Consider the following 14,058-nt stretch of genomic DNA (forward strand, 5'->3'; position numbering starts at 1 on the left):
ACGAGGAAACATCCTTCGCGGACCTGAATATCCGCTACTTCCGCCCGTTCCTGGAGGAGGCAGTGAAGACGCTTCCGGCCAAGGATTCCCTGGCACAGGATGTCCGGCTGCTCACGGAGTGGGACGGACAGCGGCGCGACGGGGACGGCGACGGAGATCTGGACGGGCCGCAGGCAGCCATTATGGATACCTGGTTGCCCATCCTGTTCGAATCCGTGCTCAAGGACGACCTTCCGGCGTCGGTGTTCAAGAACTACGCTCAGGGCACAGGTCTGGCGCGGCCGGCCAACGGCAGCAAACTCGTCTACAACGCACTGCTGGGCAAGGACGCCGGCGTCGAGCAGAGCGTCGACTTCTTCAACGGCGCCGACAAGCAGCAGGTGCTGCTGGACTCCTACCGGCAGGCGCTGACCCAGCTGACCGCCGAGCAGGGCGCGGACCGCTCCGCATGGAGCGTACCGACACCCCAGCATGAGTTCTCCTACAAGAACTTCATCGGCGTCCCGCAGGCGAACCCGGACGAAAACCTGACCGGTCCCGCCTACATGAACCGCGGCGCGCAGAACCACATCGTCTCGCTCTTCGGTTCGGAGGCCAGTATGTGCACGGTAGCGCCGCCGGGGCAGAGCGGCTTCATCGCTCCCGACGGCACCAAGTCCGAGCACTACGCGGACCAGCTGCAGATGTATGCGGATTTCGAATGCAAGACCGAAAACCTGTACCCGCAGCAGCTCGAAGCGAACCTGGAAAGCACCACGGTCCTGAAATAGCACAGCAGGAAGAACGACGGCGGCAGGTCACCCACATGGCCTGCCGCCTTCTGCTCCGGAGGCAAGCAGGAACCGAGCTCGGGATCAGTGTTTATCACCCGGCTAATCTGCGCCGCACCGGGGGAGTAGACGATGGATAAATCCCGCGTGTCGTTCAGCGACGCACTCAGGCCGATGCGGAGCTTCCCGTCCTGGGAATAAGGGACTCGGTCTTTATCGCAGGCCAAGTAGGTCTGCTCATGTGCAAGAGCGAAAGGCCAGCTGACCTGTTGGGCGAGATTAACATCGGAATCGATTCGCTCTGGAATCGATCCTTCGCGGATCAGGTTCTTCGATGACCTCAGTAATCCGCACCGATTGTTATCCACGAGACATCAAGGCATGGCGGTTTTCAAGGAGGTATACGTGGGCGGTTCGAGGAGCCACGACCAGTTCGAACCACTACCCAGGTCCGGTTTGTGGGCGATCTCCGCTTTGAAATCGACGCCGTGGCTTCTTTGTTGAAAAATGACCACTCGGGTCGTCTAAATAAAACCTGCAGGGGACCTGGCCGCGGCTCAGCGACATGGTTGCTGGCTGGAACCCCCGAGGTGTCATTATCGAGGCTGATGGCACCGCAGCAGGGAAGAAAAGGTACCTGGGCGGTCAAAACGAGGAGCAGAGACTTCTTCCGTCTTATCCGCAATTGAAAGAAGAGCTTAGTTATGAAGATAGCAATTATCGGCGCCGGAGCGATGGGGCAGCTTTTCGGGGCTCGACTCATCGACGCAGGGGAGCAGGTTGTATTCCTCGATGTCTCCCCCTCAACTGTTGATGCTCTCAACAGCCATGGAATCATAGTCAAGACGCCCACAAGGCAGATCATTGTTCCCGCGAGAGCAGCGCGACCTGAGGACCTGACGACGAAAGTCGATCTCGCAGTGGTGTTTACCAAGGGGTTCCACACCTCTGCCGCCGTTGAGGCCGCCCGACATCTTTTCCACCGCACCACGATCGGGTTAACGCTCCAGAACGGTTTGGGCAATGAGAAGGTACTTCTAGCAGAGTTCGGGCCGGAACGGACACTGGCCGGAATAACCGATTATCCCGCAGATCGGTTAGGAGATACCGTCGTCGAATCCGCAGACTCCGGATACGTAATATTGGGAGACGCGATGCCCCGAGATGAGATTTCAACAGCGGCTGAAAAGGTGACCGATATGTTTACTGCAGCCGGGTTGAACACTACGTTGCACCACAATGTGCAGGTACCTGTGTGGGAGAAGTTAATCTTCAACACGGTACTGAACACTATCGGTGGTGCTACCGGACTGACGGTTGGTCAAAGTGGAACAGTGGAATCCGCCCGTCGTCTAGCAGATGCCATCGTGAAGGAGTCCCTAGAAGTTGCACGCGCCCTCGGAATCGAGGTCTCCGACGAACGGATCCGGGCCTCGTTGGAGAGGGCGGTCAGCGGCCATAGCGAGCATAAAACCTCAATGACGGTTGATGTCGAGGCGGGACGACAAACGGAGATAGAGACAATCGGTGGCGCGGTGGAGGCGGCAGCTCATACTGTGGGTATGTCCACTCCGGTTTTATCCGCCCTCTGCAATGTCATACGATCACGCGCGGATTCCTGAGGTTATCTTTGAGTTGACGCTGATAATGGGAGTGCGGGACGGAATCATCAGGAATGACCCATTAGTGGACTGGCCATGGGTCTGCCGTGTGCTTTGCACGTGACTTGTCTTGCGGTCTGGTTCCAGCCCCGTAGCGCGATCCGGAGTTCGGTCATGGTCTTATAGGAGCGTGACCGTCTACCGCGATCACTCCGGCAGGTGGGCCCACCCCGTTATTTATTCAGTCCCCGAAGGCCGGGGATATGGTCACTGGACCCGGTATGACTTTCTCGCCCTGTTATTGATGATGCGAATCTTCGATATCTGTCAAGCGACCTGCGGAGGCGTGACTCGTTTTCCCGGACGAGGCGGGGATGGGATGGGATTTACGCCGGCGCGGGCGGCGAACGCGGCCTCGGAACGGACCCGGCCCGGGTGGGACCATGCGGTGTAGACCGCTGTTGCGGTGACCGGGGCGACCCAGGTCTCTTCCAGCAAGGCTGCTGCGCAGCTGGCGGCCAGGAGCTCGGTGGTATGTGTCTCGTTGTCCTTGAGTTCTGCGTCGAGGGCCATGATGCGCTTGGCGAGACGGACCGCCTCCGCGCGGGCGGTCGCTTTGGCCAGCTCCTCTTCACGTCTGCGCCAGTGGAAGATCTCCATGATCTGGCTGTCCGTTAAGGAACTGCGGGCGGCGACGCCCATTTCGACGCTGCGCAGGAGGGCCATGAGGGCGTTGACCTTTGCGGTGCGCTCCACCGTCATCTGTTCCCTGGCGGCCACGAGGACGCGCAATGCGGCCCGTAAGCCATCGTCCTGGCGAGGGATGCGTAGCTGGGATTCCTCGAGCGGCAGGGCTGCAGCAGCGATCGCGGCCGCGTCCAGCGGATCAGATTTCCCGGCACCGCGCTGGGCCGTCGCGTATGCCCTGACCCTGGGTTCCTCCACGGCCCGGTAGCCGGATCGTATGACGATGCCGGCCAGCAGCGCGCCGTAGCTGCAGGCCCCTTCGATGAACCAGAGGGCTCCGAGGCCGCCTCCCGTGCGGCGCGCTGCCCACGCGATCGCACCGGATCTGCCTGCGTGCGTGTTCGGAAACCGTTCGTTGCCCAGATGCTCGCCCTTGGCCGTATGCACAGCATAGGTGTGGGTGCGGGCGTGTGTGTCCTCGCCGATGACGAAGGGGCGGTTGCGGGCGACAGTGGTCATCGTGATCCGGGATTCCTTCCTCGCGAACGGGTAGATCCTTTTGGCCGCGGTACGGCCGGAGTCACCGGGCGGAGGTCACTCCGAGGCACTCCTGTGATGGGCCACAGTCCCGAATCAGGGCTTGGCATTCTTCTGATCAAGCCGTCAGTGTGGGCCGAGCAGGGGCCGGCCGCATCCCCAAAACCGGTCAATTCGGATCCAAGGCCCTCCAACGGGCGGGCTACGGGTGTTCGACAGGCCGCTGCCGGAGGACGAAGCCAGGCGGGAACTGTTCAGCGGGCTTCAGTAGCACGGCAAAGTACTCATGATCGTGGATCAGCCGAATACAATCGGAGCTTCCGGTCGCTGTGACCCGGGACTGCGGCTGTCATGTCGCCTGTCTGCCCGGCCTGGAGATGCGTAAGGCAGCGGATCTGTATCCGGGGAAGTCGAAGACCGACGCCCGGGACGCGTTCGTCATCGCCGAGACGGCACGGTCGATGCCGCACACCCTGCGTGCGGTGGACCGGACAGCGAGGTCCTCTCCGCATTGAAGGTGCTCCCCGGCTTTGACGCGGACCTGACCCATGAATGCACCCGGGCGATAAACCACCCCCGGTTCGTGGACACGGTCACCTAACCTACGGTTTGGTTTCCAGTCGTGGTCGCTAGCCGAGCCTTCATGGAAGGCTCGTCGCTATGCCTTACCAGCATGACTTCAGTGCACGAGCGATCGCTCTCGTGCGCGAGGGCCGCCAGATCAAGCAGACCGCGGCTGATCTCGGTATCCACTCGGTCAAGCTCCCTTCTCGGCTACGCTAGGACGATATCGGCCATGGCCGCAGGCCTGGGCGAAGCACTCGGGAATCGGCTGAGCTCCGTGCGGCCCGTGACCGCATCCGCCAGCTTGAGCAAGAGATCGCGGTCCTTCGCCGCGCCGCCTGCCGGCTCGATGAGGAGGACGGAGTCTCCCGCCAGGGCTACTGCTTGGAGAGGAATTCGGTACTCCTACTTGAGGGCTTTGACCGGCCGCCTCAGCTAGCGATCACCGGTGGGCCGTGCCTGCAGTTACGGTGGGCCAATCACTGGTGTCATGAAAGGGTCTAGATCCGATAAGTGCCTTTCAATGGACATGCCCTATCCAAGAAGAGGCTCACCCGTGGACTCCGATTCCTTCAATTTGAAACCTGCCGCCTGCACATGATCAGTGAAGTTGTTGCCTGGTTTCCGCGGGAGCTAGGGATTAACGAGTGAGGGGAGCCAGAGCGTGATTTCCGGAACGAAGTACAGCAATGCCAGCATCGCGATATCCACGAGCACCAGCGGCAGGACCCCGCGGAACACCTGCTCCACCTTGATTCCGGACGTTCCCGAAACCACGAAGCAGAGGATGCCCACAGGAGGAGTCACCATGCCGATCTCGATCAGTTTGACGATTAAAATCGCCAGCCAGACGCCGTCAAAGCCGAGGGACATCGCCACCGGGTACAGAATCGGGACGGTGATGACCAGGATGGACAGCGACTCCAGGAACATGCCTAGCGGGATCAGCATCAGCAGCAGGACCCCCATTGTCACGACCGGGCTGACCTCAAGGGTCTTCACTGCATCAGTGATCGCCTGCGGTATCCGTGCCGAGATGAAGAACATCGAGAGTATGGTCGAGCCCACCACGACGGCAAAGACCATGCTAGTCGTTGCCGCGCTCTCCTTGAGCGCGTCCTTGATTCCTTCAAAGATGGAACGCGTTGATTCCCGCCGGAGTTCAAATATGAGCATCAGCAGTGCGGCGAAAGCGCCCATGGCCGCCGATTCCGTGGGCGTAAAAATGCCCGAGTAGATACCGCCGAGGACGATGAGGAACAGAATGAGGACACGGACGAATCCGCGCATCGGCAGGTCCCGGAAACTCGCCGGATGGACCGCAGGAATAGGTGCGCCGCGTTCCGCGAACGCGGCCATCCGTGTGACGTTGGCGGAACCGGACGAACCGGACGAACCGGACGACGCCTCCGCCAGAGCGGAGCTCATGCTTTGTTCGCGCTGCGGTCGGATGGTCCGCTTGGCGCGGACGATGATGTAGATGCTGAAGGCAACGGCGGAGAGTATTCCGGGGACGATCCCGGCGGCCAGTACGGCGGCAACTGATTCGCCGGTCATGATGGCGTACAGGACCAGCATCACGCTCGGCGGGATTAGCACTCCCAGGGTTCCCGCCATGGCGACGACGCCAGCTGCCAGGGACTCGGGATAGCCGAAGCGCTTCATCTCCGTAATGGACAGCTTTGACATTGTGGCGCTGGTGCCGATGCTGGAGCCGGAAACCGCGGCAAAACCTGCACACGCCATCACGGTAGCGACGCCCAGGCCGCCGGGGATCCGGCGGCAGGCGTAATTGGCCACTGCATATACTTGCTCGGCGATTTTTGCCTTGACCGCAAACAAGCCCATCAGGATGAACATGGGGATGATAGTCAGGGTGAAACTTGAGGTGACGGAGAACGGTACAGAGCCGAGGATGTTGGTCGTGTAGTCGAACCCCTGCAGCAGCAATAGACCGGCGGCGCCTGACAGGCCAAGGGCGAAGGCTATCGGCATCTCCGAGACGAGCAGCAAGACCAGTAGCGCCAGGGTCAGTGTAACGATGGCCCAAATTTCCATTAAATGACTCCTAGAGGCTTTAGCCGTCGGTCGACCAAAGTTAGATATCGATTGAGGTGCTCTTGTATCCCAAGACATGTTGGCCCCGCAGCAGGCGGAAACAATTTGTTACCGCCACGATCAACAGTGCGGTAAAGCCGACCACGATGGCGCAACGGGAGGGCCAGAGCAGCCATTCGACCAATCCGAAGCGGGTTTCACCCGAGCTGACGGAGTCGACAGCCCGCGAGCCCGTGGCCCAGATCAGCCATACCAGGGTCAGAGACATCAGGATCCAGCTGACTGCCCGTGTCCAGTGTGCCAGTCGGTCCGGAAGCCGGTTAGTCAGCAGGTTTACGGCAATATGGCCGTTAGTGGCTCCGGTGTACGCCAGCCCAAAGAATATTGCGAACACCAGAGACGTTTCGGCCATCTCCAGCAGGCCGGGGACACTGTTGTTTGTCAGGTTGCGGACAACGACGTCGGTGAGCACTGTGAACATCAGGATGACAGTGCTCAGCGTGGCGATCACGGCCATGAACGCAGCCATTCGATTGACGAAAGTTTCCATAGACAGCCCCAGACAGGAAGGTTTCCCCCGCCGTCGCTTCCCGGCGGCGGGGGAAAGGAATCGGATTACTTTTCGGTGAAGCGCTGCACGCACTCGACGACGGGATCGAGCTTGTCGTCGGATTCGTAATCGCTCAGCAGCTTCTTGTACCCCTTGAGATACCCCTCGGCGTCTTCGAGACCCTTGGACGTGGCTTTTTCGATCCAGGCTTCCTGTACCCGGCCGCCGAGCAGTTCTTCCCACTCGGCAGTGGCTTTGTCAGACCAGGCGGTCATGGTCTCCACATTCGGGGAGTCGAGCATCTGCTGGCACTGCTGATCGGTGCCTTCGGAGAAGGCTTCCATCGCGGCACCGGAATTGAGTTCTTCCATGACCTCGTCAACCGTGCTGCGGATGTCATCCGGTAGGCCTTCGTAAACGTCCTGATTGAACCACATGGCAAAGGTGTTGTAGTGGCCGTAACCGGGATCGGTCCAGTTGGGCAGGAGTTCCATAAACTTGTAGTTGACCGGGCCGTCGATCGCCACTGCGACCGAATCCGCCACACCCCGCTGGATACCTTCATAGGTCTCGGCAATGGTCAGGGCAACGATATTACCGCCTGCCGCTTCAATGGCAGTCTGCACGCCCGTGCCTGATGCCCGCACCTGCAGACCTTCAATATCTTCGATACCTTCGACCGGCTCCTCGGCGCCGAACAGCAGACGTCCATTGGGCCACATGGACGCCAGCTTCAGTCCGAGCTCATCATAATTCGCCTGCACGCCCTCGTGCTCGTTATGCGCGGTCCACAGCGCTTGGGTGACGGCGCTGCCGCTCTGCCCGATGAACGGAATCTCCACGACCGCCGAGTCGGGGAAAAGGTCCGGGGTGTAGGCGGGGATGGAGACGCCGACGTCGGCACGGCCATCCTGGACACAGACCACGATCTCTGGCGCGGCACACAGCGCCTCCGGCGGCATGACGTCGAAGGTGAGCCGGCCGTCTGTCCTGGCTTCGACTTCCTTGACAAACCAGTCCTGCACCAGGGCATTCGGAGTGCCCTCAACTGCCATGGTGGAGACGGACAATTCAATCTGTTCCTCGCCGGAGGCTCCGGGTCCGGAGCCGCCATTGCCGCAGGCAGTCAGGGCCAGTACCCCTGCGAGGACAACGGCGGAGGCGAGCGCCGGCCGGCTGTAGCGCGAATGCGATGACCGGCCCTGGGCCGGCTTTTTGTTGGGAAAAGTCACAATAAAATCTTTCCTCTAGATGGGATGAATGGGACCAGCACTGGAGGGCGGGGGATCTTGCGGTTCAAGCTCGCCGTGCTCAGCGCTATGAAATATCTGTGAATCGTTGGTACCCGGAAGCTCGGCGATTGCGTTCTCCTTGGCCGCTGCGCGGAAACGCGACGAGCCCCGCCCTCTTGTCTGCCGTCTCGGCCGCGAGATCGACCGTTTCCACCGCGGTAGCCTCGGCATCGAGCCAAGCGGGTTCAGCTTGTACAGTGGCGACTCGGACGGTCATGTGTTCTCCAATAGACGTGGGCTGCGACGCGCATCACGCTGTTCTGGGCAGCGAGATCGACTATAGGGCGTCAAAGATCAATCAAGCAACTAAATATTTTTTCTGATGACTATAGACACAATCGATGAGCCTCAAACATCGCCTCGAATGCGCGCGGCATGGACACCCGCGAACGCCGTTCGAGGAAGCCGAACCGCGGGCCGAGCGGGACAAGCTTGTCAATGACGCGCTGGAGGCGGTAGGACCGTGCCACGTGCGGCAGTCCTACCCCTGGCAGCACTCCGGCGGCATGGATGGAGCAGCGCGTGGCGATCGCCCGCGCCGTGGCATACCGGCTCATTGAAGGAGATCGTCGAAAGCTGGGCGGTCGGGGAGATCCGCAGGATCAGATCCTCCTTCGGCGCCCCATTCCCGGAAGACGACCCAAGCCGCTGCAAGCCGGGCGGCAGCGCGTTACTGGGTCAGGGCATCTACCCTGACCCTCAGCCATATGTTCCTGGGCCAGCCCTCGAGCATCACGCGGGAAACGGGATAGATGTGAGTGGGAAACTTTACGCTCAACTATCGCGACGGAAGCTTTGCTCAAGGCACCAGCTCCAGGACTAACTTCCTGGATCACAGGCAACGCACGTCGTGTGCAAGCAGGCTTTCAGCGAGCAGGTCCCGAGATATCCGTCCTCCCAAGGACTGGTAGGGGTCACAACAGGAATGTCACCGGCGCAAGCCCGTTGACGCCTTCGTGGGGGTACGCGCGGTACGTCGAATTACTCGTGCCATGATTCTCGTTTGATTTTTTGAATCCGTTGATCTGGTCTGTCTATGTATCGGACTGCTGGGCTATACGGCCGCAACGAAAGGGGAAAAACAACTATTGGCGACCGTATGGCCCAACCCTATGTGCTTGGGTCTGACAAACGGTCGCGGGCGATTGTCTCCCCGCGACCGTGGCGTAGACGACCTTCCGCCTCGAAAGCAGGGTTCTGGGAGATCGATTTCGCCGACCCGGACCGGCGCTTGCTCCGTCGCCCCCAGACGGAAGGTTGGCGCCTCCGTGCACTCGCTCAGTCGTGTTTCATGTCGAATATAGAGAGAAGGCCGGATGTCACCACATGGCCCTCATCGCGGTGGCATCCGGCCGCCCGGGTTTCAGGTTTAGTTCAATTGTGTTGCCTTTTCGCTGTCCTCGGGGAAACCCTCGAAGTAGGACTTGCGCAGGAGGAGGAGCGCAGTAATTGAGAGGAGTACGAAAAGCATCAGGTAGATCGAAATCGAGAACGGTGTCCCGGTCGTCTGAAGGAGCCACTCGGAGATCGCGGGAGCAAAGCCGCCGCCGACGATGCCGCCCACAGCGTAGGGCAGCGAAGCAGCGGTGTATCGGATGCGTGCGGGAAAGAGTTCCGCGAACATGGCGCTTTGCGGCCCGTAGGAGACGCCCAGCGATATGGCCAGAACGAAAACACCGGCGGCAAAAGCCCAGAGGGACCGGGTGTTGATCAGAAGGAATAGCGGGACAGCCCAGACTCCCATGAGCATGTATCCGGCGATCATCGTTTTTTTGCGCCCGAAGCGGTCGGACCAGATGCCGCCGAGAACGGTAAATGCGATCCATACAACGGCTGAGAGCATCAGGATGAGCAGGATCGGACCGGCATCCATCTCGAGCGAGTTCGAGGTGTAAGAGAGCAGGTATCCGATGAGCAGGTATCCGGCGAGGATGTTTGCGATGAAGGACGCGCCGGCCAGGAACATGTGCCATGAGTAGCTCTTGAAGGCCTCCTTGAGCGGGACACGCACTTCTTCGTGCTGCTGCTTGATCTCGGCGAAGGCGGGGGTCTCGGAGATCGATGTCCGAATCTTCAGACCGACGAGGACGAGGACTACGCTGATGAAAAACGGTACCCGCCAGCCCCAGGTTTCAAATTGTTCGGGCGTGGTCAGGCTTTGCACGAGGAAGAAGGTTCCCGTGGACAGGACAAGGCCTGCGGGGGTGCCGATCTGGGAGAACACCCCGTAGAAGCCCCGCTTGGCTCGGGGAGCGTATTCGATCGACATGAGGGCTGCGCCGCCCCACTCGCCGCCGGTGCTCAGACCTTGGAGGAACCGGAAGATGACCAGGAGGACGGGTGCGGCAAGGCCGATCTGATCGTAGGTCGGCAGAAGACCTATTCCGAGGCTTGCTACGCCCATGACGGCCAAGGTGCCGATGAGCGTGGCTTTGCGGCCGTACCGGTCGCCGAAGTGACCGGCCACCACACCGCCTAACGGGCTCGCGATAAAGCTGGCGGCAACTGAGCCAAGCGAGACGATAAGGGCATTGGGCCCCAGGGCACCGAAATACTGGCTGCTAAAGATCAGCCCAGCGGCCGAGATATAGGCGAAAGACAAATACCATTCGATCGTCGATCCGATCCCGCTGGCGAAGCGGACTTTGAAAAGGTCAGCGCGGCTGGGCGCCGTTTGCTGGTCGTAGCTCATGGTCTTCCTTTTATCGAGTCAGGGAGTGTTCTGATAGTTGGCTGCGGGCTCAACCCGGCTTGGCGCACTGCGGACTTGGTACTGAAGAAGTTATGTCTCGGAGTCCGGGTCCTCTGGGTGAGGCCGGGCCGGCGATTCCTCGATCGAGTGCGGTCCAAGGGACGGGTTGTTCAGTTGTGGGAGCATTCTGCATTGCGAATCCTCCCTGGCTCGCTTGATTCCGGCACTCAGCGGGTGCAGCGTGATTACGGGCTTACACTGTGGTGGTTTCCCTGCTGCGCGCTGGTGGGTCATCATGCCGGCGCCCTTTTGCCCTTAATCGAAGGTAAGGCCGCGAAGGGTATAGGTCCAATCAAACTTTCACATCATATAAATAGAATCTATCTATTGCCTACCTCGTGGCCAGGTGATGGATCTGTTCCGGCAGCCCAGTAGGTGTGGCGCGTCGCGCCGCAGGGCAGGAGAGCCGGCCTGCATTTCGGCCACTCCTGGACTCGGACGACGACGACGCATGCGCTCTTGAGGCCAAGTTTTACTTCAATGCGTTGGCGATCATTTCTCGGAACCAGGTGCGGGCCGGTGATACTGGCGCTGCTCCGTTCCAGTACAGGGAGACATTGAACGCTGGCATGTGGAAGGGAAGTTCGCGGAAAGTCACGGGCTGCTGGGCTGCGAAGCGTTCGGCGACGTGCAAAGGGACGATGGCGGCGTAGTCATTGCCGGCCACTATTTCGGGGAGCACGGAAAAGTGGTGGAGGCGGAGGGCAACGCGCCGTTTGATCTGCATTGATTCAAGCACGCGGTCGGCTTGATAGTGTCCGGACGACCGGTCGATGGCGATGTGGGGCAGGCCTGCAAATTCGTCAAGGGTCAGTGATTCGGATGAGCTTGTGTAGCTTTGAGGCAGAACACAGACGTACCGCTCGTCGTAGAGAATCACGTGGTGTTCGGCTCCTTCGATGGGCACGCTGGCGACTGCGGCGTCGATTTCGCCAAGCGTCAGCCACTCGGACACCGAGTCGATCTGCATGGGAATGATTTCCAGCGTTGCGTTGGGGGCCTCGCTTCCGAAGGCGCGAAGGATGGGCGGCAGGAAAGTGAGTTCCCCGAGATCGCTTAGGCACAATCGGAACTCCTGCTCTGTGGAGGCAGGGTCGAAGGTTCGTCCGGTTTCAACCGTCGCGTCAATGACGGCTATTGCCGGCTTGATCGTTTCAAAAAGTTCCGTTGCCCGCCGCGTGGGGGTCATTCCCTCGGGGGAGCGGATAAACAATGGATCGGCGAGTTGTTTGCGCAATTTTCCAAGGGCATAGCTGACGGACGGCTGTGTGACGGACAGCTCGGTAGCTGCACGAGTCAGGCTTCCGGTTTCGTAGATAGTCATGAACGCGCGGAGGAGGTTGAGATCCATTCCTGTCATATCCTCAGCATAAGGTGCATCAATGCGGTCGGGCGCCTTTATTAGGAGCTTGAACAGGCGGCAGACAGCGACTGCTTCGTCGGCGCCAGTTCCCGCTGAATGCTTACGTGGCTCTACGCGGAAGTGATCTTCTCTCCGCCAGTAACTCCCTCGCGATCCACGAGGCCTGGACTCTGAGAGGCGCTACCGCTGCCCTTTCCGCCATCTAACCGTCTGTGGGCGCCGCGCTGCCTAAATTAGCGCTGCGGAGGTTGTGGACTGCCTGGGCTGCGGCTGTTTCGACTGATTTGGCGGCCTGCGTCAGGCCCTCGTTTTCTGTCTGGGAGACCGCCTCCAGTGCGGAGACCACGCGGTCATCCTCGAACCGTGTTGGGAGGGAGATGAAGCTGTCGGGGAGGCTGCTGACGCTGCCGGTCCAGATAGTAGCCGGATGTATATGTCCTGCTGCCATCGCTTTTACGATCTGGGCGACGCCCAGAGGCGTTGTCCAGCCGCTGCTGCGGCCGGGTTTGAGGGCTGACCACCGGGAGAACCAGCCGGTGATGTCCGTGGTGATCCGGGCTCGCTGGTCGGAGTCAAGGTTCAGGGGCTTTCCATCCTGAGTGAGGGCACTGAACAGCGGGACTTGCCCGTCACCGTGTTCGCCGAGGACGAGCCCGTCAACGCGTTCCGGCGCTACACCGAGTTCCCGGCCTACGGCTGCACGGAAGCGGATGGAGTCGTTGAGGCTGTAGCCGATGATGCGGTCCGGGCTGATTCCGGAGAGCTGTCTCAGGGCATCGGCAAGAACGTCGACCGGGTTGGAGAGCAGCATGACTATGCCGCGTTCTCCGGCCAACCGTTCGATGTTGGGGAGGAGGAGCTGCATTAGTTTGAGATTGGCCGTAAGGAAGTCCCGGCGGTCGCCGTCGGGAGTTTCAGGTGCTGATGCCGCCACGATGACGAGGTCAACGGAAGTTCCATCTGCGGGCGGTCCGACGACGAGCCTGGTGCGGGTGTTGCCGGCGAGGATCTGCGCTTCGGTAATGTCGATAGCGTGGGCGTGCAGGACGTTGTCCCGCAGGTCTGTCATGTACACCGTGTCGGTGATTGCTTCCACGGCAAGACGTTCGACGACGCCGGAACCGATGAGACCGGCGGCACCGATGACGGCAACACTAGCGGGCCAGGTACTTGTGCGTTCGGCCTTGTTACCACGGTTATGTTCAATCATGATGCTTTCCTGTCATCGATGGGCCATCCGCGTGGCGGGGCCGTGCAATGCGGCGCCGGCAGGTGCGGGTCGCTAACGTCTGGCGAGGGAGGGATTCCAGGCAGTAAAGGCATCTCCCGCCACCACGCAGGTATGGCCGCTGGTGATTGTGTTCAGGTCGTAGAGATTTCGAGGTTAGGGAGTTTGCTGGGCGGCGTGACTTGTGCAATGAGTGGCTCCAATGTTGCCACGAGTGTTAGAAGGCCTTCGTCAGTGTCGGCGGCAGACGAGAATTCCATGCCGACGGGAAGGCCGGACGCCGTGCCTGTGCCGACGGGGACGGAAACGCCGGGTAAACCGAGGACTCCACCGAGGTCGGAGTGCCGGATAAGAGTGGGAAACGTTGGAACCATTCGGCCATTCACTTCCATCCGCAGGCCCTGGTCCACGGGTGGCGCCACGACAGGGACCGTGGGAAACATCAGGGCCTTTACACCTGACTCGTCCAAGCGCCGCCGCAGCTCCTCACGGAGCCGCTGCCGGGTCTGGAGCGCAGCCTGATATTCGTCCTGATTCACGGAGCACAGACCCGATACCAGAAGGTGCCTGACGTCGGTACTGGCAACGGTTCGGACCAGTTCCTGCAGTGTCGGACCATTGCGGGAGCGGAGGTAGTGTTCGAGATTATCCGCTGC

Annotated in this window: 9 protein-coding genes and 4 pseudogenes; 5 read left to right on the forward strand and 8 right to left on the reverse strand. The window is 60.5% G+C overall.

Going from position 1 to position 14,058, the window contains the following annotated elements; genetic code table 11:
• Together RIF85_RS10960 and RIF85_RS10965 are read left to right on the forward strand one after the other, a co-directional pair.
• Positions 1–770: penicillin acylase family protein (locus RIF85_RS10960; protein WP_309071944.1), on the forward strand; the 770-nt coding region annotated here is incomplete at its 5' end.
• 704 nt (positions 771–1,474) lie between these two features.
• The gene (locus tag RIF85_RS10965; RefSeq protein WP_309071945.1) at positions 1,475–2,392 is read left to right on the forward strand and encodes a 2-dehydropantoate 2-reductase; all 918 of its coding nucleotides are present in this window, start codon (positions 1,475–1,477) and stop codon (positions 2,390–2,392) included.
• A 351-nt stretch (positions 2,393–2,743) separates the two neighbouring features.
• On the opposite strand, the pseudogene RIF85_RS10970 reads toward RIF85_RS10965, so the two are convergent.
• A pseudogene (locus RIF85_RS10970) lies at positions 2,744–3,577 on the reverse strand (transposase); the annotation flags it as partial.
• 217 nt (positions 3,578–3,794) lie between these two features.
• Here RIF85_RS10970 and RIF85_RS10975 point away from each other — a divergent pair.
• Positions 3,795–4,175, forward strand: a pseudogene (locus tag RIF85_RS10975) (IS110 family transposase); the annotation flags it as partial.
• 80 nt (positions 4,176–4,255) lie between these two features.
• Positions 4,256–4,528 (forward strand): annotated as a pseudogene (locus RIF85_RS10980) (IS3 family transposase); the annotation flags it as partial.
• A 264-nt stretch (positions 4,529–4,792) separates the two neighbouring features.
• Here RIF85_RS10980 and RIF85_RS10985 read toward each other — a convergent pair.
• The 3 genes from RIF85_RS10985 to RIF85_RS10995 all read right to left on the reverse strand — a co-directional run bounded on the left by RIF85_RS10985 (position 4,793) and on the right by RIF85_RS10995 (position 7,999).
• On the reverse strand, positions 4,793–6,217 hold the full coding sequence (locus tag RIF85_RS10985; RefSeq protein ID WP_309071946.1) for a TRAP transporter large permease: 1,425 nt from the start codon (positions 6,215–6,217) through the stop codon (positions 4,793–4,795).
• 40 nt (positions 6,218–6,257) lie between these two features.
• Positions 6,258–6,767, reverse strand: coding sequence for a TRAP transporter small permease (locus tag RIF85_RS10990; protein WP_309071947.1), 510 nt, complete (start codon positions 6,765–6,767; stop codon positions 6,258–6,260).
• Positions 6,768–6,832: 65 nt separating this feature from the next.
• Positions 6,833–7,999: a TRAP transporter substrate-binding protein DctP gene (locus RIF85_RS10995; protein ID WP_309071948.1), complete on the reverse strand. Its 1,167-nt coding sequence runs from the start codon at positions 7,997–7,999 to the stop codon at positions 6,833–6,835.
• A 470-nt stretch (positions 8,000–8,469) separates the two neighbouring features.
• Between RIF85_RS10995 and RIF85_RS11000 the strand changes: the two are divergent.
• Positions 8,470–8,611, forward strand: a pseudogene (locus tag RIF85_RS11000) (ABC transporter ATP-binding protein); the annotation flags it as partial.
• A gap of 817 nt (positions 8,612–9,428) precedes the next feature.
• Here the strand turns inward: RIF85_RS11000 and RIF85_RS11005 are convergent.
• The 4 genes from RIF85_RS11005 to RIF85_RS11020 form a co-directional block, all read right to left on the reverse strand.
• A complete protein-coding gene (locus RIF85_RS11005; RefSeq protein WP_309071949.1) occupies positions 9,429–10,751 on the reverse strand; it encodes an MFS transporter in 1,323 nt (440 codons plus the stop codon).
• 532 nt (positions 10,752–11,283) lie between these two features.
• Positions 11,284–12,171 carry a LysR family transcriptional regulator gene (locus RIF85_RS11010; protein ID WP_309071950.1) on the reverse strand — a complete coding sequence of 296 codons (888 nt, stop codon included), beginning with the start codon at positions 12,169–12,171 and terminating at the stop codon, positions 11,284–11,286.
• Positions 12,172–12,376: 205 nt separating this feature from the next.
• Positions 12,377–13,384, reverse strand: a complete 1,008-nt coding sequence (locus RIF85_RS11015; protein WP_309071951.1) for a hypothetical protein — start codon at positions 13,382–13,384, stop codon at positions 12,377–12,379.
• A gap of 152 nt (positions 13,385–13,536) precedes the next feature.
• The coding region (locus RIF85_RS11020) for an amidase family protein (RefSeq protein ID WP_309071952.1) at positions 13,537–14,058 on the reverse strand (522 nt) is incomplete at its 5' end.

Origin of the sequence: Arthrobacter sp. (assembly GCF_031179385.1) — a bacterium.
Lineage (GTDB): Bacteria > Actinomycetota > Actinomycetes > Actinomycetales > Micrococcaceae > Arthrobacter_D.

Bases quoted from the DNA above. Each gene is read 5' to 3' on its own strand.
- RIF85_RS10965 (WP_309071945.1), top strand. From the start codon at position 1,475: ATGAAGATAGCAATTATCGGCGCCGGAGCGATGGGGCAGCTTTTCGGG.
- RIF85_RS10985 (WP_309071946.1), bottom strand. From the start codon at position 6,217: ATGGAAATTTGGGCCATCGTTACACTGACCCTGGCGCTACTGGTCTTG.
- RIF85_RS10990 (WP_309071947.1), bottom strand. From the start codon at position 6,767: ATGGAAACTTTCGTCAATCGAATGGCTGCGTTCATGGCCGTGATCGCC.
- RIF85_RS11005 (WP_309071949.1), bottom strand. From the start codon at position 10,751: ATGAGCTACGACCAGCAAACGGCGCCCAGCCGCGCTGACCTTTTCAAA.
- RIF85_RS11010 (WP_309071950.1), bottom strand. From the start codon at position 12,171: ATGACAGGAATGGATCTCAACCTCCTCCGCGCGTTCATGACTATCTAC.
- RIF85_RS11015 (WP_309071951.1), bottom strand. From the start codon at position 13,384: ATGATTGAACATAACCGTGGTAACAAGGCCGAACGCACAAGTACCTGG.